The organism is Ideonella lacteola (genome assembly GCF_038066555.1).
GTDB classification, from domain to species: Bacteria; Pseudomonadota; Gammaproteobacteria; order Burkholderiales; family Burkholderiaceae_C; genus Ideonella; species Ideonella lacteola.
This window is the reverse complement of sequence record NZ_JBBUTG010000034.1, coordinates 1-21,935: the sequence shown is the minus strand read 5'-3', so window position 1 is coordinate 21,935 and position 21,935 is coordinate 1. Positions and strand designations below refer to the sequence as shown.

Here is a 21,935-nt window from a genome sequence, read left to right as displayed (position 1 = left end):
CAATGCCTGTGGTTCATGTCGCGTCGATGAGGTCGCCGGCAGTGCGGCCCAGCATCGAGCGGTCGATCTTTTCGCTGTCGCCCACTGCGAGCGCGACGGTCTCGTGCGCCCCGCCCAAAACGGCGAGCAGGCACTGCATGGCCGTGTCGGTGGCCATGTCGGTCATGCCGTGCAGCTGCGCGATGTAGTCGCGCTCGGCATCGCTCATGCGCATGCCGCCCTCGCGCCACAGCGGCCAGCCCACCGAACAGCTCGCGCCGCGGCGCAGCCCCTGGCGGACCAGCTCGTTGCGCGCCGTCACCAGGCCGTTCAGGAAGGCGTTCGCATAGGCATAGTCGGCCTGGCCCACCGGCCCCAGGTACGACGCCAGCGACGAGAACGCGATGAAGTGTTCGAGCGGGTCGCCGCGTGTGGCCTCGTCGAGCACGATCGCGCCGAGCACCTTGGCCGCGAGCACCGTGCGAGCCGTCTGGCTGTCCTTGCGCAGCAGCATGCCGTCGGCGCGCCCCCCGGCAGCGTGGAACACCGCCTGGATCGGGCCCCAGTCGCGCCGCACCTGGTCGAGCGCGTGGTGGACCTGGTCGCGTTGCGTGACATCGGCCTGCAGGTAGCGGCACCGCCGCGGGTCGGCCAGGCCGGCCGTGGTCAGCGCGGTCGCGACGGCAGCCGGGTCGGATCGACCGAGCAACGCCACGCGACAGCCTCGCGCGGTCAGGAAGCTGGCCATCAGGCGACCGATGCCCCCCGCGCCACCACTGACCACGACGACGCTGCCGGCCGCCAGCGGCCGCGCCGATGGTGCCGTGTCGGCCGCGGCCTTCGTCAGTCGTTCGGCCAGCAGCCGGCCGTCTGCGGTGCAGCGGTAATTGACCGCCCGCTGCGCGTCGCCTGGCAACGCGGCGATGGTGGCGCCGATCGCCGCCAGGTCGATCCGCCGCGGATCGGCGGCCAGCGCCAGCGCACTGACACGCAGCGCTGGCGACTCGTTGCGCACCGCGCGGCCGAACGCACCGAGCGCCTGCACCGCCGGCATCAGCAGCGAACCGGCCTGGTCGCTGTAGACGGCCACCACCGACAAAGGACGGCGCGTGCGCAGTTTCATCGCAGCGCGAGCCAGTGCGAAGGCCTCGTTGAACGGCGCGTAGACCGCCTCGTGCGCCGCGTCACCGCCGGCGACCCGCCACGTCGTGTAGTCCAACACGATCAGCTCGGGCGCTGCATCGTCCGCCAGCACGGCCGACCAGTCGGCCTCGGCACCGGCATCGATGCGCAGCGAGCGCGCCGCGGCGGCATGGTCGCTGCCGGAACGTTCCGCCCGCAGCCAGCCTGCCGGCGTGGCCCACGACGAACCGGTGCTGACCAGCATGCCGCGCACCGGCGACGGCGCCCGTGCGGCATTCACCGGCTCCCAGCGGGGCACGTAAAGGTGCGCCGCCTGCGCTTCGGTGGCAACGGCCTTCGGTGGCCGTGCCGGCGGCGCCGTCGTGCCGAGGCTCTTGCCTGCGCACGACTCGATGCGCCCGATGCGGCGCCCGGACGTATCCAGCAGATCGGCGTCGTACTTCGCCACGCGGGTCGGGCCGCCGGCCGCCGCCTGCTGCACCGCCAGCCTCACGGTCAGCTCGGTGACGCCGGTGCCGCCGACATGCCCTTGCAGGTGCACCCGCTTGACGTGGAACGGCAGGCTCGGCGCGCCATCGGGCCGCGACAGCTGGTGGTGCAGCGCGATCGCCTGCAGCGTCCCGTCCAATGCCAGCAGCCAGCACGACTCGGCGTCGCCCGCTTCGATGCGCAGGCTCGCAACGGCGCTCGCTTGGTCGAAACCCAGGCTCTGCACGCTGCGATAGGGATGTGCCAACTGCACACCGCCACGCTCGAAGGCGGCATAGCAGGCGTCGTGGGTCGCCCGGTGCGGCAGCGATGCCGACACCTGCACCGGCTCGAAGTCGATCACCGAGTGCCCGGCCGCCAGCACGTCGACCGTGCAGTGCTCGGCTGGCGCGTCGCCCGCGCCGCTGGCGAAGGTGAAGCGCTTCAGCCCCTGCCGGCTGGTGCCAGTCGTCAGCCGAAGCACCTGCGACTCGGTGGCCGAGAACGGCTGCATCCACACCGCGTCGGCCAGCGTGATGTCGCGCTGGTCCGTCACGCCGACCGCACGCCGCACCAGCGCCAGGTAGGCGGCCGCCGGCAGCACCGGGCGGCCGGCCACGGCGTGGGCCGACAGCACGGTGTCCGACGGCGACAACGCGATGCCGTCGGCCGCGCTGGCCGGCAACAGGCCGGACGGCGCCGAGGCGGCCTCGGTCGCCAGGGGCGGCAACCAGTACGGCGTGTGCGCGAACGGGTAGGTCGGCAGGTGGATGCGGCGACCCGCGGCGTTTGCGGTGCTGCGCGGCCACGCTGCATCGCCCTGCTGCCGCCAGCGCTCGGCCACGTCGTCACCGCCGGGCAGCAGCTCGCCGGCCGCACGCCGCGTCACCCCGCGCATCGGCGCGGCCTTGACGCTGCCGCGCCAGTGCAGCGCCGGTGTCTGCCGGCCTTCGGCCAGGGCAGCCAATGCGTCGATGAGTTCATCCACCGTATGCACGCGCAACAGCGCTCGCTCCTGCAGGCTGGTTCGGCCGGCCTGCAGCGTGAGCGCCACGTCGGCCAGGTCAGCGCGGTGTCCGTTCAGGTAATCAGACAGACGGCTGCACAGTGCCTGCAATTCGGGCACGCCCTGGGCCGACAGCGGGATCCAGCGGGCCTCGTCAACGCCACGCGCTGCGGGGGCCACCGCCTGGGCCAGGTGCTGCTCGACCACAACGTGCGCGTTCACGCCGCCGAAGCCGAACGAACTGACACCGGCCAGCCGGGGGCCGAGCCCGCCCCGCCCGTCGCGAGGCATCGGCCATTCCAGGCGTTCGCGCACGATGAAGAAGGGGCTGCCTTCGAGGTGGATGTTCGGGTTGAGCTGTTCCAGGTGCAGCGTCGCCGGCAGCTGGCCATGCTTGACGCACAGGATCGCCTTCAGCAGCCCGGCGATGCCGGCGGCCGATTCGAGGTGGCCGACGTTCGGCTTGACCGACGACAGCGCCACCGAGCCCGGTTGGGCGCGCGTGTGACCGCGCTCGCCTTGCAGGTGTGTGAAAACCTCTTTCAGCGCTTCGATTTCGATCGGGTCACCCAGCGCCGTGCCGGTGCCGTGGGCTTCGATGTAGCCGATGCGGCCGCTGTCGACACCCGCCGCGCGGATCGCCGCCTGGATGACCTGCACCTGCGCCGCCGGGTTCGGCGCGCTCAGCGCCGTGGCGCGGCCGCCATGGTTGACCGCGCTGCCGCGGATCACCGCATGGATCGGGTCGCCGTCGCGCAGCGCATCGGCCAGCGGCTTCAGCAGGATCAACCCGATGCCCTCGCCGCGGGCATAACCATCCGCCCGCGCATCGAAGGTCTTGCACCGGCCATCGGCCGCGAGCATGCCGATCTTGTTCAGGCAGACATGCGGCACCGGGTCGATCATCACGTTGATGCCGCCGGCGATCGCCAGCTTGCAGTCACCGTGCTGCAGCGCCCTGACCGCGTTGTGCACGGCCACCAACGAGCTGGAGCACGCGGTGTCGACCACTTCGCTCGGGCCATGCCAGTCGAACAGGTAGCTGACCCGGTTGGCGAGGATCGTGCGCGACACGCCCGACAGCGTGAAGCGGTCGATCTCGCGCCCGGGCTGCAGCGACAGCGTCGCGTACTCGTCGCCAGTGGCGCCGACGAACAGGCCGACCGACTCGCCGCGCAGGTCGCCCGGCCGCAGGGCGGCGTCTTCCAGGCACGACCACACCCCCTCCAGCAGCAGGCGCTGGCGCGGGTCCATCAGCTCGGCTTCGCGCGGCGAGATCGAGAAGAAGGCCGCGTCGAAGCCGGCCACGTCGTCCATGAACGCCGCGCGGTGCACGTTGGTGAAGTTGCCCGGGCCATGCGGGTCGCCGTCGACTGCCCGCCAGTCCCAGCGGTCGGCCGGGATCAGGCTGCTGTTGTCGGCCCCGGCCAGCAGGTTGCGCCAGAAGGCGTCGAGGTCGGCAGCCTGCGGCATCACGCCGCTCATGCCGATGATCGCGATGGCGCCCGCAGGGGCCGCCGGCGATTCGGACATCGCGGCCGGCTCGCCAGCCGGCACCGCGGAGCCCGGCACCACAGCTGCGGCCGCCGGCAACAACGCCGAAGCCAGCGCACTGGCATGCTCGCGCAGCAGGTAGTCGCGGATCTCGGCGATCGACACGTAGCGGAAGAACAGCGCCGGGTTCAGCGCCATGCCGAGCTCGTCGGCCAGGCGCGCCGCGAGCGAGGTGTAGTGCAGCGAGTTGAAGCCGAGCTGGCCGAGGTTGTCGTCCAGCTGCACGGGCGTCTCGGTCGCGCCGAGCACGGCGTTCACCGCGTCGCGCAGCCAGCGCTCCAACGCGCCCGACAGATCACTTGCGGCGGCGGCCGGCGCTGCAACCGCAGCCAACGGCGCAGCGTGGGCTGCTGCCAATGCCGCCGCCAGCGCTGCCGCCTGCTCGCGCAGCAGGTGGTCGCGGATCTCGGCCACGCTGACATAGCGGAAGAACAGTGCCGGGTTCATCGCCACGCCCAGCTCGTTGGCCAGCTTGGCGCCGAGCATCGTGTAGTGCAGCGAGCTGAAGCCCAGTTGACCGAGGTTGTCGTCCATGCCGACCGCCGGCTGCTCGGGCCCGAGGATCTCGGTCACCGCGTGCAGCAGCCACTCGGCCAGTCGCGTGTCGATCGGGCCAGCGGGCGCCGCCGTCACCACCGGCGACGGCGGCTCGACCACCACCGCGGACGCCGCGAGCGTCGCGATGCGCTCCTGCGTCAACCGCTTGCGATCGACCTTGCCGTTCGGCGTGATCGGCAAGGCCGGCAGCACGATCACCTGCGCCGGCACCATGTAGGCCGGCAGCCGGCCGCGGATCGACGCCAGGCAGGCTTCGTCGACCAGCTCGCCCGGTGGCACCGCGGCCGATGCCGCAGCGAAGCCGACGAGGCGCCGGCCGGCTTCGTCGTCGCGCACCACCGCCACCGCGCGCGGCAGGCCGGCGGCCTCGAGCGCGGCCTCGACCTCGCCGAGCTCGATGCGGTAACCACGCAGCTTGACCTGGTGGTCGATGCGGCCGAGGAACTCGATGTTGCCGTCGGCGAAGAAGCGCGCCCGGTCACCGGTCCGGTACATGATCGCGCCGGCGCGCTCGTGGAACGGGTCGCTGACGAAGCTCTGCGCGGTCAGCTCGGGCTCGTTGATGTAGCCGTCGCTCAGGCACTCGCCGCCGATGAACAGGTCACCCGCCTCGCCCACCGCCACCGGCTCGCGCTGCTCGTCGAGGATGTAGTAGCGGGCGTTCTGGATCGGGCGCCCGTACGGGATGCTGCGCCAGGCCGGATCGAGGGACTCGACCGGAAAGTAGTTCGACCACACCGCCGCTTCGGTCGCGCCACCCAGGCTGATGACCTGGGCCGAGGGCGCCACCGCCTTCATCGCATCGGGCATCGCCAGCGGGATCCAGTCGCCGCTGAGGAAGACCACGCGCATGCGCTCCAGCCGCGCGCCCGCCCGGTTGACGCCGCCTTCGAGGAACGGCAACACCATCTGCAGGTAGGCCGGGGCCGAGTTCCAGAAGGTGATCGGCTCGTCCTTCAGGAAGCCCGCCACGGCCAGTGCGTTGGTGCGGTCCGCATCGCTGACGATGCGGATGCTGGCACCGTAGGCCAGCATGCCGAACAGGTCGAAGATCGACAGGTCGAAGCTGAGCGGGTTGACGAACAGCACCCGATCGGTCGCGTTGAAGTGGAAAGTGCGCTCGGCCCACTCGATCAGGTTGACCACCGGCCGATGGCGCACGATCACGCCCTTGGGCGTGCCGGTGCTGCCGCTGGTGAAGATGATGTAGGCACGGTCCTCCGACGAGACGGCCTCACGCGGCTGGAACTGGCCAGCACGGCGGGCGATCTGCTCGGCTTCGGCGTCGAGCAACACCACGCGGCGCGCCGGGTCGTCGAAGCGGCCGTAGTGTTCGCGAGTCGAGACGACGATGTTCGCCTGGGCCTGCGCCAGCACGCGCGCCAGCCGGTCTTGCGGGTCGTCGATGTTCAGCGGGATGAACGCGCCGCCGCACTTGATGATCGCCAGCGCGGTGATGACCAGGTGGTTGGTGCGCGGCAGCATCATCGCCACCAGCGTGCCGCGGCCGACGCCGAGATCCTGCAGGTGGTTGGCCAGCCGGTTGGCACGTGCATCGAGCTCGCCGTAGGTCAGCACCTCGTCGTCGCTCAGCACGGCGATGGCGAACGGCTCGGCTCGCGCGCGGCGCTCGAACAGCGTGTGCAGGCACACCGTGCGGTCGTAGGGCACGTCGGTGGCGTTCCAACGGGCCAGTTGCGCGAGGCGGTTCGCGCGCTCGTCGGCGTTGATCCTCTCGCCGGCTGCTTCGGCCAGCGACGGGGTCTCGACCAGCGACTGGATCGCCTGGACATAGCGGTCGAAGCAGCGCTGGGCTTCGGCCAGGTCGACCTGGTCGCGGCGCACGATCCAGCTGACGGCCAGGCCGCCGGCGCTGCGTTGCACCATGTTGTCGATCGCGACGCCCGGCGTGTCCGACGCGGCATCCACTTCGGTGACACCGCTGAACGCGGGAGCCGGCACGTCGAGGCAGTTCGTCATCACGGCCGAGCGCACGACGGCGGGCTGGCCTGATGCGAGATGGGCGCGCAGCGCGTGGAACGGCTCGGCGTCGGCATGCTGGCGATCCGCCGCCAGTTCGCGATCGAATGCGGTGGCGAGGGCCAGCAGCGCGACGGACGAACGATCGGCCGGCGCCGTCGCCCAGGCGAAGCGCGTGGCATCGCCAAAGCCGATCAACGGTGAGCCGCCCGGCTGGCGCAGGCCGTAGTCGACGACACCCAGCGCGAATGGCTGCAGGTCGTTCGGCAGCGCGCGGGCATAGGCGGCGAGCAGCAGCGCTTCGAGGCTGACGCCGTGCGCCGATGCCCAAGCGTCCAGCGGCCCGATGTCGGCCCAGGTGTGGGCCCAGCGCGTCGTGGCGTGGGTGTCGGTCGCACTGGCCGAAGAAGCTCGCGGGGCGGCCAGGCGCGGGCCTGCCGGCAGATCGGCCCAGCGTGCGGCCCAGTGGCGCCGGTGGGCCTCACTGCCCCGCGCGGCGCCGCGTTGCAGCAAGAGGGGCTTCCAGCCGCTCGATTCACGCGTGCCCGCCGCACCGTGCGCGCGGCCGATCAGCTCGCGGTAGAAGCTCCATGCCGAATGCGCGTCGAACGCGGCCATGTCGAGCAGGCTGAGCAGCAGGGCCGAACCGTCCGACTGGCGCAGCAGGCGCAGGCGGAAGGCGGGCCAGCCGCGGTCGGCGACGAAGTCCAGCAGCATCGCGCGGGTCTGCGCGTCGACGTCCGACGCGTCGGCGACCGGGATCGCGTACGCCGCCACCGCGTCGGCGCATTCCAGCGTGCCGCGCGGGCTCGCATAGGCCCTCAGCATCGGGTGATCGGCCAGCAATGCATCCAGCGCCTGCTGCCAACGCGCGGGCTCAAAGGCTTCGCAGCGGAACGAACGGAAGATGTAGCCGCTGGCCTTGCGTGGCTGGCGGATGCGCTCAGCAAGGTAGCCCTGCTGCAGCAGCGTCATCGGCACGCTGGTGGCCGTGGCCGATGCATTCGGTGCCGCAGCACGGCCGCGGGCCAGCGAAGCGCGGTCCCACGACGCGGGCTCGTCGGCCAGCGCCTGCAGCGCCGACTGGAAAGCTTCGAGCAGGCGTTCGACCACGCCATCCTTGAACCACGAGGGCACCGCGTCGAAGGTGATTTCCAGCGCTCCGTGCACCGCGCGCAGCTGGCAATGCAGTGCCGTGCCCGGCGTCTGCGCCGCGCCGAAGACCGTGCGCTGCATCCAGCCGGTTTGCTCGCCCGGGCTGCCGCCGGCCGCCAACAGGCTGGTGAAGACCACGCGGTCGTTGCGCTGCGGGCGATTCGGCCCCAGGCTGCGCCAGGCTTCGATCGCGCCGACGTGCCCATGGTCCAGCGCCTCGAGCAGCTGCTCGCCATAGCGGCGTGCCCGCTCGCCCAGGGTTTCGCCGTCGACGCGGTCGGCGGCGAACATCGCGCTGGACGTGAACGGGCCCACCACGCGCTGGATGTCGGCGTGCATCGGCGGCCGGTTCTGCAGCGTCAGCACCAGGCCGAAGCGGTCGTTCGCGGTCCAGCTGCGCAGCACATCGCAGAACACCGCGAGCACACCCGCGGTGGCCGACAGCTTGCGCTGAGCGAACAGCGCCTGCAGCTTCGCCCACTGGTCTGCCGGCACACGGGCCACGTCACGCCGGCGGTTGCGCGGGTTCACTGGGGCCTTGTCGATCGCGTCCGACCACGGCAGCGCGGGGCCATCGGGCATGTCGGCCAGGCGCCGCTGCCAGTAGGCCAGGCTGCGCGCGTGGCCGTCGGACGTGCGGAACGCCTTCATGCTGTGGATGAAATCCCTGAAGCGGACGTCGGGTGCGGTCGGGGCCTGGTCCGGCTGTTCGTAGCAGGCCTGCCACTGGGCATAGATCTGCTCGGCGCTGTGCGCGTCGACGATCCACGAGTCCATACTGACGTGGATGCGCGAAGCGCCCTCGGGCAGTTGCGTCACGCGGATCTCGTACAGCGGCCAGTCGCCGGGCAGGTACAGGCGATGCGAGAGCTCTTCGCGAACCCGCTCGATGCAGCGCTGGCCCGCCGCCGCGTCGCCACGGTGGTCGGCCACGCCGAAGGCCGGCAGGGCGCGGTCGTTGACGATGCGCTGCATGCCGTTGGGCAGCACCTGCGCGCGCAGCATCGGGTGCGCCTTGGCCACCTGTGCCCAGGCCCGCTCCAGGCGCTGGGAGTCGATCCCGTCCACGTCGAACTCGAGGTAGACGTGGCAGCCGGCCGGGTCCACCTTCACCGGGTTGACCTTGGCCACCAGGTAGGCGGTCTGCAGGTCGGTGAGCGCGAACGGCGAGTCGGCCGGCGCAGTGTCCCGCACCAGGCGCGGGTGGTTCTGGCGCACCGCGGCCGGTGCCGAGGCCGCCGGTCGATCGGCGGCCGCGTCGTTGCCGTTCGTCCGCGCCTGCATCATCGCCAGCACGCGCCGCTTCTCCGGCAACGACAGGTTCTTGAAGTCGTCAACTTGCATGGCTCAGGTTCGATTCGGTAGAGGTCGACAGCTGCTGGAACAGCTTGATCAGTTCGGCGTCGGAGGCGTGCTCGATATCGGCGGGCAAGGCGTCGTCATCGCCCGCAGTGCAGGCGGCTATCGACCGGGCCGACAACGTGTGCGCGAGCACGGCAAGGTCGCGTGCGGTGTCGGCACCGACGATGTCCTGCACCGACAGGTCCACACCCAACTGCGCCTCGAACACGAAGCGCAGGTTGATGGCCTTGACCGACTCCATGCCGTAGCTGGACAGCGCGGCATCCGGGTCGATCGCGGCCGGGTCCATGCCCAGCTCCTGCGCCAGCACCGTGCGCACCGTCGCGAGGACGGCTGCGATCGCTGCGGCCGATGCCCGGTCCGGCTGCGGTGCGACCGCGGTCGGCGCCGGCACGGCCTGGGTCGGTGCGGCCACGTCGCGGCGCAACAGCCAGCAGCTTTCGGTGTCGAACGGGTAGGCCGGCAGCGCGGTGCGGCGGCGCTCGTCGCGGGCGAACCACTCCTCCCACCGCGGCTCGAAGCCGGCGGCGATCAGGCGGCCGAGATGTTCGACGGCCTGCTGATCGGGCTCGGCGTCGAGCGCGAGCCGCCAGCGCCGCGCGCCTTCGGCCAGCGCCGACGGGTCGATCGCGCGGCGCTGTTCAATCGGCGCCAACGGCCATACGCCGTCATGGGATCGGCCGGCGATCGCCGCATCCAGCTGGGCGCGGAACTGCTGCCGATCGCGGAAGGCGAAGACATGGCCGTGGGCGAAGCGGCTGCGCCCGCAGGCCAGCGTGAAGGCCACCGTGTGCAGCGCCACGTCATGGTTCTCGTCGATCCAGTCGCGCAGTTGCCGCAACCGGGCGTCCAGCGCGCGCTCGGTGCGCGCACTGACCGGTGCGAGCAGCCAGCGCGTGCGCTCCTGCGGCGCGGCGTCTCGCTGCACAAGGCCCTCGATCACGCAGTGGCCGTTGGTGCCGCCGATGCCGAACGAGTTGATCGCCGCGCGGCGCACGTCGCCCGCCGGCGCCGGCCACGGCCGGGCCACGGTGTTGACGTAGAACGGCGTGCGGTCGAAGTCGATCTTCGGGTTGGGCTCGCGGTAGTTGATCGACGGCACGAGCCGGCCGTGGTGGACACACAGCGCGGCCTTGATCACGCCGACCAGGCCGGAGGCGGCCGTCAGATGACCGACATTCGGCTTGACCGAACCGATGGCCACCGAGCGCGGCGCGAGCGGGGCCGATTCGAAGCTGCGCACCAGCGCCTGCAGCTCGACCACGTCACCCAACGCGGTGCCGGTGCCATGGGCCTCGACATAGCCGATGCTCGCGGGGTCGATACCGAGCTTGCGGTACAGCCCTGTTTGCAGCCGCGTCTGCGCCAGCCCGTTGGGTGCGGTGATGCCGTTGGAGCGGCCGTCCTGGTTCATCGCGGTGCCGCGGATCACGGCATACACCGAGTCGCCGTCGCGCTGCGCGGCGGCCAGCGGCTTGAGCACCACGAAGGCCACGCCTTCGCCGTGGACGAAGCCGTCGGCCGCGGCGTCGAACGCGCGGCAATGGCCGGTCGGCGAGAAGATGCCGAGCTTGCTGCTGGCCACGTAGAACGACGGGTCCAGCGTCAGGCAAACGCCGCCGACCAGCGCGATCTCGGCGTCGCCCTGCCGCAGGCCCGTGCAGGCCAGGTGCAAGGCGGTCATCGACGACGAGCAGGCGGTGTCGACCACGACGCTCGGGCCGTCGATGTTGAGGAAGTAGGACAAGCGCGCCGCGATCAGCGACATGTCGCCTCCCAGCATCAGGCCGGCGTTCGCCTGCTGCCCCTGGCGCGCGGCCAGCACTGGGTACTCGGGCTCGCGGGCACCGATGTAGACGCCGACCGGCCGACCGGCGAGGCTGTCGGGCGCATAACCCGCATCTTCCAGCGCGCGCCATGATTCCATCAGGCACAGGCGCTGCTGCGGGTCCATGGCCGCCGCGTCCTTCGGCGACAGGTGGAAGAACAGCGGCTCGAACTGGTCGACGTCGCGCAGGAAGCCGCCCCACTTGCTGTTGGACTTGCCGGGGGTGGAGATGTCGGCGTCGTACCAGGCCTCGGCGTTCCAGCGCTCAGGGGGGATCTCGCCGACGCTCTCGACGCCACCTTCAAGGTTGCGCCAGAACGCATCCCGGTCGGCAGCCCCCGGCACACGCAGGCTGATGCCGATGATGGCGATGCCGTCTTGTGACGCCGGCAGCACGGGCGCCGCCGGCACGCGGTGGCCAGCGGCCAGCTGGCCCGGGCCGAGGTGGCGGGCGAGCAGCTCGATGCTCGGGTGGTCGAAGCAGCTCGCCACCTGCAGCTCGATGCCGGTGCGCGCCGAGACGGCCTCGGCAAAGCTCATCAGCAACGCCGAGTCGAAGCCCTGGTTGGCAAACTCGACCTGCGGGTCGATGCGGTCCACCGCGACACCCAGCACGCCAGCCGCCACCTCGCGCAGCAACGGCACGCCGATGATCGGCGCAGTCACGACCGCGACCTGAGGTGCCGTGTCCACCGCCTGCTGCTTGAGCAGCATCCGGTCGACCTTGCCGTTGGGGCGACGCGGCAACGCCGACTGCAGCTGGAAGTGGCCGGGCACCATGTGGGCGGGCAGCCGCTCGGCGAGGAACTGCTGCAACACCGCGGCGTTCGCCGGCTGGCCCTCACGCGCGACCCAGAAGGCGGTCAGCCGTGTGTGCAGCTCGGACGTGGCGTGGGCCACGACCGCACATTCGGAAACCGCCGGGTGGTCGCCCAGCACCAGCTCGACATGCTCCAGCTCGACCCGCAACCCGTTGACCTTGGCCTGGTGGTCGAAGCGGCCGGTCATGCGCAGCGTGCCGTTGGGCTGCAGCACCGCCATTTCGCCGGTGCGAAACAGATGCCCTTCGACCCGGCACCCCGGCGGCCCGCCGGCGATGAAGCGCTCGGCGCTCAGCTCGGGCCGCCCCAGGTAGCCCAGCGCCAGGCTCGGGCCGTGGATATAGACCTCGCCCTCGACGCCGGGCGCCACCGGCGCGCCCTGCTCGTCGAGCAGGTGGATGGTGGTATTGGCGATCGGGCGGTAGCCGCCCATGCCGTCGGCCGCGCCGGGCACGATGGGCCTCGCGTCGTGCAGGTAGGTGTTGGTCTCGGTGCAGCCGAAGTCGTGCAGCAGCTTCACGCCCGACAGCTCGGCGTGGAAACGCTCCTGCAAGGCCGCGCTCATCGGCCCGCCGTTGATCACCCGGCGCAAGCGCGACGGGTGTTGCGCGCCGCGGCGCTTCAGGTCGAGCAGCAGCTTGATCAGCGGCGGCGTCAGCGTCAGCTGGCTCACGCCCTGGTCGGCGAACCATGCGAACAGCGCGCTCGGCTCGCGCAGCACACGGTCGGGCGCCAGCGCCGTCGGCACGCCGGCGAGCACACCGCCGAGCAGCTCCCACATCGACGGCATCACGTTCATCGGGGACCGCTGCCCCTGCACGTCGCCGGGCTCGTAGGGGTAGTCCTCCCACATCCAGTGCAGCCGGTTGATCAGTTGGCGCTGGCTGTGCACGACCCCCTTGGGCTGCCCTGTCGAGCCGGAGGTGAACATGACCAGCGACGGCGCATCGGGCGAGACCTGCGCAAACGGCTCGAGGCCAGCGCCGCCCGCAGCGGCCGCCGCATCGAAGTCGATCGACGCCAGGTCCAGCCGCGGGACACCGGCAGCGACCAGCTCGGCAGCTTCGCCGCCGTGCGTCAGCACCAGGCTCGGCCGGGCGATCTCGCACAGCGAGGCCAGGTAGGCGGGCGGGAACGCGCGGTCCAGCGGCAGGTAGACCGCCCCGACCAGCCAGGTCGCGAGGATGACGACCACCAGCTCGCTCGTGCGCTCGACGTGGGCCGCCACGGTCTGCTGCGGTTGCACACCCGCGGCGCGCAGCCGATGGGCCAGCACCAGCACCCGGTGGCCGAGCTCACGGTGGCTGAGTTCACGGCGAACGCCCGGTGCCGGCGAGTCGATCAGCGCCACCCGGTCCAGCCATGCCGTGCTGTGGGCGAAGTACAGCCGCTCCAGGCGCTGGTCGAACGGGTAGAGCCGCTCCGGGCCGCGCACGCACGAGGCGGCCGTGGCCACCTGGGTCTGCGGCGGCCGGGGCGTCACGTTCGAGGCGCCGATCGTGGCCATGGGCGCCGCAGGCGGGCGCAGCCGAGCCGCTGCGGTCTGCAGCCAGTCTGTCAGTCTGGTCATGGCCGGGTCCTAGGCGGTCTCGAGCGCGGCTTCGACGCGCCCTTGCACCTTCACCGTGACGTTGCCCGCCATCGTCTTGGCCACCATGCAGGCCGTCTCGGCCTGCAGCATGCAGCTTTGCACCGTGCCGCCGAAGAGCATGCGCGCATCGGGCGCCATCCGCACGACGGGCGCGTGCTGCAAGGCGACCAGCACCGGGCCCTGCGGCGTGCTGTCGAAGATGGCGCTGGTGCGGTTGGACAGCTCGGTGTAGCTGACGCCCTCGGCGCCCAGCAGTGCCGCCAAGGTCATCAGGTAGCAGGTGTGGGCCGCGGCGACGAGCAGCTCTTCGGGGTTGGTCCCCACGCCCGGGCCCGTCATCTCGCGCGGGACCGAAAACTCACCCTGGAGCGTACCGGCCCGGAACTGGCCGTTGCCGCGCATCAGCGCGCCGTTCCATTGACCTTCGCATTCGAAAACGTGTTGCTTTGCCATCGCCGTGAATCCTTCGTTGTCGCCTGATCGGGATCAGGCGGTCTCGGCCATGCGCTGGCGCATCGCCTGCTTGGTGACCTTGCCGGTGACACCCACCAGGATGTCGGCCGCATCGACCTGCTTCAGCCGCACCAGCGCGGGGCGGCCCAGCCGCTGCTGCTCGGTGTTGATGCGCTCCAGCAGCGCCGCCTCGTCAACCGAGCCACCGGGGTACGGGTAGCCGTAGACGACCGGCTCGAAGTGCTCGCCGACCGGGTGGCCCAGCACCGTGCAGTCGAGCAGTTCCGGGCAGATCTTCAGGATCAGCTCCTCGGTCTGCAGGCTGTACAGCGTGCCTTGCTCGGTGCGGATCGGGTCGGTCGTCCGGTCGACGTGGAAGAAGCAGCCCATCCGGTCCTTGTAGACCAGGTCACCGGTGAGCCAGTAGCCGGCAAGCTGGCTGCGGTGGGTGAGCAGCGAGTCGTTCCAGTAGCCGCTGGTCACGCTGGGCGACTTGATGCCCAGCCGGCCGACCTGGCCCACCGGCAGCTCGCGGCCGTCCTCGCCCAGCACCTTGGCGTCGACCCATTCCTGCGGCAGGCCGACGCAGCGATCGAAGTTCTGGTCGGCCGAGGTGTAGACCACCCGGAAGCTCGAGTGACCCATCTCCGACGAGCCGAGGCCGTCGATGAACTGCGAGCCCTTCACCCGCTGCGCGCCCCGGTAATGGTGGCCATGGCGCACCAGCTGGCGGATGTGGGCCTCGTGCGCCGCGTCGCCGCTGTTGATCCAGTTGTTGACCGAATCCAGCGCGCGGCCCTCGAGGCCGCTGGCCACCATCGCCACGTAGTTCGACGGGAACGAGACCACCGTCGACGGCTTGAAGCGCTCGATGCTGTCGAGCAGCACGTCCGCCCGCTGTTGGGACACGATCATCAGCGCGGCGCCGCACAGGATGGCATGCATCGCATAGGCGATCGCCGCGTTGTGCGACACCGGCAGGCACGACAGGTAGCGCTCGGCGCCCTGCGCCGCGGGCAGTCCGAGCAGGTGACGCAGGCCATGGAACCACTTGCCGTGCTGCAGCAGGACCGGCTTGGGCACCCCGGTCGTGCCGGAGCTGTGGGTGATCATCACCGGGTCCAGGTCGTCATGGACGAAAGGGTAGGGCTGCGGCAGCACCACCTCGTCACCGGGCGGCACGATCTGGTCCATGCGGGCCAGGAACTTGAACTCGCCCGCGGTCGCGATCTCGGCCAGCGCCTCGTGCTGCGCCGGGTCGGCCACCACACCCACCGCACCGACGCGACGCATGTGCGCCAGCGCCGTGGCCCGCGGCATCGCCCCGTTGGTGAGCACCGGGATCGCTCCCAGCGCGGTCAGCGCCACGTAGTGCAGCAGGTAGTGCAGCCCGTTGCTGCCGTACACACCCACCGGGTCCTTGGCACGCACGCCGTGGCTCACGTACCAGCGGGCCAGTGCATCGGCGCCTGCCTTCAGCCGGTTCAGCGACAGCGGGCCGGCCACCATCTGCCCGCCGAAATTGAACGGCTCGTCGGTCCACACCAGCGGCGCGTCCGCCTCGGCGTTCAGGCCGTGGGCGACATGCAGGAAGTTGCCCGCGCCTAGCGCGGGATTCAGTTTCAGCCAATAGCGCTGAGCGTCGCTGAGGACGGACGTGGGCTGGTGATCGCTATGCAGGTTCATGGCATTACGTTCGTTCGACGAATCATCAGTCCGCAGTGGCCAAGGCCGGGCTCTCCTCGGACTGCCGCGCAGCGCGCAGGCCCAGCGCCGTCAAGAACTTCTCTGGATGGACGTTCTGGAACACATTTCGCCCGACACACAATCCTTTGGCACCGGAGTTCAGCCCCAGCGTCAACAGGCGAGCAATCTCCTCGTCACTGCTGCGTGGCCCGCCAGCGAAAAAGACGTGGATGTCGTCGGCCAACCCATCCAGCAGCAGTGGGATGTCGCTGATCGAGTCGGGTTTCTGCAACTTGACCGCATCACCACCGAGTTCCCAAACCGATCGAACCACTCGACGCAAGCGTGGAATCGCCAAGTCGCCGGCAGCCTGCGCGCCGAGGCACTTGACCATCACGAGAACCGGAAGCCCATAGGCTGACGCCTCGTCCGCCACGGCGCCAAGCAGCTTCAGGTTGTGGCTGTCCTGCTCGCCATCGAAGACCAGATCGAGGCTCACCGCATCAGCACCCATTCGCAGCGCGGCATCAATAGACGCAACCATCTCCTTGCGATGCGGTTGGGCAGCGCTTGAGATCATGCCGTTCAGCTGAAGGATGACGCCTTTCCCCAGGAGACACCCCGTTTCGTTCAAGCGGGCCACCATGCCTTTGTGCGCCACCACTGCTGTGATGGCAGGGTGATTCAGCCAGCGTGCCGGTGTCGCGGAATTGCGAAGGCCCTCTATCGCACCCGAGGTCAGGCCATGGTCAATCGGGATAAGCAGGCCGCGACCCGTCTGCGGGTTGACGACACGTGACCAGCGCGTCAGTTTTGATCCATTCATCTTCATTCCTCGATGTCTTCACAATCGATCTTCAAAGCCACGATAGGAACGCCGCAACACATCGTGGGCGCGCCCGCTCGCATCGAACTGAATCCACTGGCGCGCAGCAGGCGTTCCATGCCGATCGGCGAAACAGTGATCAGCGTCTTGGCGCCCTGCCTCCGCGCAAGAGATACCGCTTTCCTGAAGAGATCTCGCGCATGACCGGCTGACGCCTGCACTTCCGACGAAGCACTGGACCGGAAATCCACGGCTGCGAAACGAGACAACTCCCAAACCGTGTGGCAATCAGGTAACTCATTACCTCCCCACAAATTTCTGAAGGCCTTTTGAAGTAGATAAGGGCGCGTGGTGGGTAGCAGGCGTGCAGTCCCCGTCACGACGCCTTCGGGGTCTTGAGCAACCACGTAAACCGTGTCTTCACGATCGAATTCGTCGTACTCCAGGTCGCCGTCGCACTGCAGCGGCCAACCGAGTTTTCCCACGAACACCCGATACCGATATCGCCCCATATCCGCGAGTAACGCAGGCGGCAGGACATGAGGCGTGCCCGCAAAATATTGCATGTCACTTCCGATCTGTTGCCCAGGAGAATGGGCTCAGTATGGGCGAAGCGAAGGCCGCCGTAACCTACCAACTTTGGTAGGTGCCTACGTCACACGCGTGTCTCACAAACGCATTGCGCCACGGACTTCACCCATGGAAGTGAGTCCACCACCGTTGATAGGTAGCTCAGGCTACGTCCCCAATCCAGGTCACGCCCGCGCGAGTCCACCAACAAGACGTTGGTTCGAGGCACATCGATGCGGCGCCAACGGATGCCGCCGTCGTGCACGTCGAGCTGCCAGTCCCATCCGAACGACAACGAAGGAGCAGCTGAGCTGGTCCACTCGGTGTAGCCTGAAATGGTGGCGATGCGGCCGCAGCCGCTCACCGAATCGGCGCACGCTTCATCCACGCCCGAGAAGCAATGTCTCAGCGGGATCGAGAGTAGTTCGTCAATGCAGAGGCGGATCAAACCTTCGCCGGACACTCGCATGTCGCGAGTATCCGTGAATGAGCATTGCAGCAGAAATGACCTCGATCAAATCAGGCGCTTCAGTTCAAATAGCCGAGGATCGCAGCGCGAACAACCGCCGCGGTCTTGTTGGCAGCCTGGAGCTTGCTCACGGCATTGCGGACATGAAAGTCCACAGTGTTCTTTGAAACCGTCAGGATGTCCGCGATGTCCTGAGATGACTTGCCGTCCGCGGTCCATTTCAGGATCTCAAGCTCCCGACTCGTCAGGCCCTGCATCAGCTTGCCGGGCTGCTTAGCTCGAAACACGCGAGCCAGTGCAAGGTGAGCCACGTGGACCAGCCAGCGCATCTTTTGTTCGTTCGCAGACAGTTCCGCGGAAGACAAAGGCTCAGCGGACCTACAAAGGGTCAGCATGCCACCGATACCCAAGCCGTCGAGACTTGACTGAGCCCATCCAACACGCAGGCCTGCAGCACGCGCCTCCTCCCAAAGAGCGGGTGAATCGCCAAACACCGCGTCACTCCAGACCATCGGTGCCTGCGATCTGCGGCCGTGCTGGACGGTTGGGTCGACTTCAAGGTACCCCGCCCTGGAGTAGCGCTCTGACCAATCGACCGGGTAGTTGTTCAGCAATGCGATGCGCGGGTTGCTCACTGGCAGCGGTGATCGGTAGCCATATGCGCAAAAGTCGAAGCCGAGCGCCCGAGCCGCCACCTCAATGCTGGCGAAGATGGCCCTCTCACAGTCCCCCTGCTCAGTGATTGTCAGCAGGTCTTCTTGCCAAGTTTTCAAGCATCCCCCCCACCAGCAAGCCCGTGCAAGGCGTAGCCCCAGCGGGGGGCACGCAAAGCGTGGTCCTTCATTGATGTCCTTCGTGGATCTCTCGTCGCAACTCGCGTTCTGTCGACGGATGCTGCGAATTGAGGTGCGCTGTACAGTCCCGAGTCCCTCAAAGGCCGCCGCGCACCTGCAGTAAAGCGTAAGGCGAAAACGTTTCCCGGAACCGAGCAAACGTTCCCCGTACCGCAAAAGAGTATCAGCGAGCAAAGAGAAGCATTCAAGGTGACATCCCTAGGCCGAATGACCAACTTCGGACGGCACAGCCGTCCATGTCGGGCACCGAGTTCCGCCGTCGTGGGCGTCACGTGCCAAAGGTCACCGCCGCTCATCGTCTCCTCTTTGGGCAGGAGAGCATTGCCCTACTCGTCAAGGCAAGCGCGTCGGAAACAAACGCGCGGTGCCGTGACCTCTCGGCCACCGTCCTCCGCACCGCCACGAGCCAAAATCGGCGCCACGTCAAGGAAGGGCGAGGCGCAAGCGTTGGCATACCGAGAAGAAGACCACGGGTTTCATCAGGCCGGGCCGTGTCCCCATCGCCTCGCGCTTGTAGAAGTAGAAGTGCCAGCCACGGGGCGCGAGGATGACCGCTCGGTAGCGTTCCACGATGGGGCGGCGGCCCCGTGCCGAGGCGCATGCGGCCCCCGCTCCCAGCGGCCGCACGAAGACTCTGGCGGGCGCGCATGACGGCGACGCTGGCAGCGTTGTTGCTGCCCCTTTGCCTGGGCGGCCCCGGCGGCCAATGCGGCTTGGTGGACCTGCAAGGGCGCTGGGCCGTGCCGCCGCGCTACGCCAAAGTGGAACCCCACGGCCTTGGTTTCAGCATCGAGCTGGACGGCGGGCTCGCCGGCCTGTTGGATGCGGCGGGCCAGCCGCTCGGTACACCGGCCTTGTTGGACATCGGCCCCCTCAGCGAAGGGTTGGCTTCCGCTTCGCGCGCCGGGGAGCGTGGTCTCCAAGGTTACGTGGATGCTGCTGGACAGTGGGTGATCGAGCCGCAGTTCAGCATGGCGCGCGCGTTCAGCGACGGCCTGGCCGTGGTAATGCTCGCCAGCTCGGGTGGCAACAACGTGTACATGCGGTACATCCGCCGCGACGGGCGTTTTGCGTTCCCTCAAACCTTTCGCGACGCAGAGCCGTTCCAGAACGGGCTGGCCGTGGCCGCCTTGAGCGACGCCGGTGGGCAAGGCGTGCTGGACGTGCAGGGTCGGTGGGTGGTCCCGCCCCGTCCGGGACAGCGAGCCCAGATTCGCGAGCTCACGCCGGCTGAACGCCAGGACCGAACCGAGCCCCTGATCGTGCTCATGGACGATGACCGACAGCGCCTGCTGGACCGACGCGGCCGGCTGCTGTACGAAGTGAAGGGCCCCGACGCCAGCATTCAGCCGGCCGGCGCCGGGCGCGCCTTCATCTACCGCGACGAGGACCACACGGCCCTGCTGGACACGCGCACCGGCAAGCTGGTGCAGGCGTGGCAGGCGCAGTGGTTCTCGAACGATCGCTTTTCCGAAGGTCGGGCTCCGGCGCGCCAGACGCAGGGCCCGGGCACCGGGTACATCGATATCCACGGCCGCTGGGCGCTGCCACCGCGCTGGCGCTATGTCCACCCGTTCGACGACGGCCTGGCCGTCGTGATGGCGGTCAGCCCGACGGCCGCGGCGGCGGCCGGCAGCTCGCCCAACCCACCGACCGAGCGCGTGCTGCAAGGCGTGATCGACCACAGTGGCCGATGGGTGCTGCCCCCCACGTGGGAGCGCATCCGAACTCGGCTGGATGGCGCCGTGAATGGTGAGCTGCAGTTGCCACGCGGCGTGTTCGAGGCGTTTCATGCCGACGCGCCGCCGGCGGCCGAGCCACCGAGCAATGCGGCCGAAGCGCTTCGCGCCGCCGCCACAGGATGGGCTCAGTGGCCGCTGCAGCGCACCTACTTTCATCAAGCGGCGCCGGGCGGTGCACCGCGCGTCGTGGCCAGCGTTCGCTCGCACCCCTGCGGGTTTCAAGTGCTGATGGACGCCGCCGGTCAGCCGCAGCCCCCCGCCAATGTGGTGGGGAAATGCCTGCTGACCGCGCGCCTGGACAGCGCCGCACAGGCCGCGCTGCCCGCCAGCGCCGCGCAGGCGCTGGCGGCCGCTCGCCAAGCCGAAGCCCTGCAGCGAGCGCAATGGCTGCGCACCGTGGACCGGCGCGACGGCCCCTTGGGCAGCGTGGGAGACATGGCCGTGCAGCGCCTGCATCCGGCGTTGGCCGAACGGCAACGGGCCAGCCTGGAGATCATCGAGCATGCCGAGTGGCTGACAGGCCCGGCTGACGTGGTGCTGGACGGGGCCCTGGGCATCCACTTCCATGTGCCCGCGGGCGTGCAGGTGCTGCGACCACAGGATGCGCGCCCAGTGCGAGAAGCACTGCGCGAACTTCGCTCGCGCCCCCTGCCCGAGCCCGCGGCCTTGAAGCAGCTCGACGAGGCACTGGCGGCGCGGCAGATCACCGCGGACGAGCACGCCAAGCAGCGGCAGTCGGTGCTGAAACTGTTTCCGCCAGAAGCCGCGGGCAGCGCCGCGCTGTCTGCCGAGGATCAAGACTTCGCGCGCAAACTGGCCGAGATGGACATGGGCTTGCTTCGTCCGGTTGAAGGCGGCTGGGTGGCCAGCCTGTCAATTCAGCGCACCGGCGCCGTGTCGCTGAGGCCAGACGCACTCGACGACCCTGCCGAGTTGCTGGAGACGCTGAAGGTGTACAGCAACGCGCGGCAGGGCGACGGCCTGGGGGTGGTGGACCCAGTGAAGTACAGCTCGTACCGCTGGGTGCTGCCACCTCGACTCGATCCCACGGCAGCTCAGTTCGAGTTCGCCTTCGGGCACGCAAGCCTGGGGGGCGAGGCCCAGGTCGTCTACAACGCGCTCGCGTTTGGCCGCAGCCATGCGGTGGTCATTCAAGCCAGCCTGGCCGGCCCCTTCCGCGACGAACTCACGCAAGCCTACCTGCCCGACCTGCGTCAGTTGGTTCAGCAGGTTCAGTTCATGCCGGGACAAGGCCATGCCGACATCCACGATAGCGACGCACGGGCCAGCCTGCGCCTGAGTGAGTTGGTCACCGGGCCGAGGCCGGCATCCTTGCAGCGCCTCGGCCAGGCCGTGCAACGCATCGAGCAGCGCCAGCAGCAGCGTGCGCAGGGCCTGATGTGGCAGCTGGGCCTGGTGGCGTTGGTTCTGGTGCTGGCGGTGATGGGGGTCGCCCGCAAGCGCGGCTGAGCCCAAATCGCCGCCGCTGAAATCCGCCTCGATCACCCACCGACCCAATCGGCCAACAATCGATCTTGTCGTCCGTAACCTTTGGCACCGGAGGTTCTCGTCCGGCATAGGGGGCAGACAGGTACGACAGCATGCATCGGCACGAGGCTGCCGCCCCTCTGGTCGCAAAGGACCCTTGCTAAGGCTTCGATGGCGTGGAGCGATCGCCCTGCCCAGCGGCGTCAGGAAGGCCCTCGGCCATCACCCGCTTCATCGCCTCTTCAGCCTCCCTTTGCCGCCGCGCCAGATCGGCGCCGGGATCCACTGTAAGCAGCCAGGGAACACATGTTGATCTGACAGCGCCCTGGTAGTGAACATCTGTCCGCTTAGAAGGAGTCGGACACGTGAACACTTATGGGGTCGATCTGATGGGCCGGCGGC

The 21,935-nt window shown here is 69.2% G+C and carries 10 protein-coding genes; 1 reads left to right on the top strand and 9 read right to left on the bottom strand.

Annotation, left to right across the window (positions count from 1 at the left end; translation table 11 throughout):
- Window positions 1–13: 13 nt before the first annotated feature.
- From AACH06_RS28350 to AACH06_RS28310, 9 genes are all read right to left on the bottom strand, one after another.
- A complete protein-coding gene (locus AACH06_RS28350; RefSeq protein WP_341429178.1) occupies window positions 14–9,187 on the bottom strand; it encodes an amino acid adenylation domain-containing protein in 9,174 nt (3,057 codons plus the stop codon).
- Window positions 9,177–13,424, bottom strand: a complete 4,248-nt coding sequence (locus AACH06_RS28345) for a beta-ketoacyl synthase N-terminal-like domain-containing protein (RefSeq protein ID WP_341429177.1) — start codon at window positions 13,422–13,424, stop codon at window positions 9,177–9,179. The genes AACH06_RS28350 and AACH06_RS28345 overlap by 11 nt, the downstream gene beginning before the upstream one ends.
- Window positions 13,425–13,433: 9 nt before the next feature.
- On the bottom strand, window positions 13,434–13,898 hold the full coding sequence (locus AACH06_RS28340) for an OsmC family protein (RefSeq protein WP_341429176.1): 465 nt from the start codon (window positions 13,896–13,898) through the stop codon (window positions 13,434–13,436).
- Window positions 13,899–13,931: 33 nt separating this feature from the next.
- On the bottom strand, window positions 13,932–15,584 hold the full coding sequence (locus AACH06_RS28335; protein ID WP_341429175.1) for a class I adenylate-forming enzyme family protein: 1,653 nt from the start codon (window positions 15,582–15,584) through the stop codon (window positions 13,932–13,934).
- 25 nt (window positions 15,585–15,609) lie between these two features.
- Complete coding sequence (locus AACH06_RS28330) at window positions 15,610–16,416, bottom strand: class I fructose-bisphosphate aldolase (RefSeq protein WP_341429174.1); 807 nt, start codon at window positions 16,414–16,416, stop codon at window positions 15,610–15,612.
- Window positions 16,413–16,976, bottom strand: coding sequence for an acyl-homoserine-lactone synthase (locus AACH06_RS28325; RefSeq protein ID WP_341429173.1), 564 nt, complete (start codon window positions 16,974–16,976; stop codon window positions 16,413–16,415). The genes AACH06_RS28330 and AACH06_RS28325 overlap by 4 nt, the downstream gene beginning before the upstream one ends.
- Window positions 16,977–17,065: 89 nt before the next feature.
- On the bottom strand, window positions 17,066–17,449 hold the full coding sequence (locus AACH06_RS28320; RefSeq protein ID WP_341429172.1) for a DUF4902 domain-containing protein: 384 nt from the start codon (window positions 17,447–17,449) through the stop codon (window positions 17,066–17,068).
- 59 nt (window positions 17,450–17,508) lie between these two features.
- On the bottom strand, window positions 17,509–18,222 hold the full coding sequence (locus tag AACH06_RS28315; RefSeq protein ID WP_341429171.1) for an autoinducer binding domain-containing protein: 714 nt from the start codon (window positions 18,220–18,222) through the stop codon (window positions 17,509–17,511).
- Between the two features lie 504 nt (window positions 18,223–18,726).
- Window positions 18,727–18,873, bottom strand: a complete 147-nt coding sequence (locus tag AACH06_RS28310) for a hypothetical protein (protein WP_341429170.1) — start codon at window positions 18,871–18,873, stop codon at window positions 18,727–18,729.
- A 77-nt stretch (window positions 18,874–18,950) separates the two neighbouring features.
- Here AACH06_RS28310 and AACH06_RS28305 point away from each other — a divergent pair, with 77 nt between their 5' ends.
- On the top strand, window positions 18,951–21,515 hold the full coding sequence (locus AACH06_RS28305) for a WG repeat-containing protein (RefSeq protein WP_341429169.1): 2,565 nt from the start codon (window positions 18,951–18,953) through the stop codon (window positions 21,513–21,515).
- Window positions 21,516–21,935 lie beyond the last annotated feature (420 nt).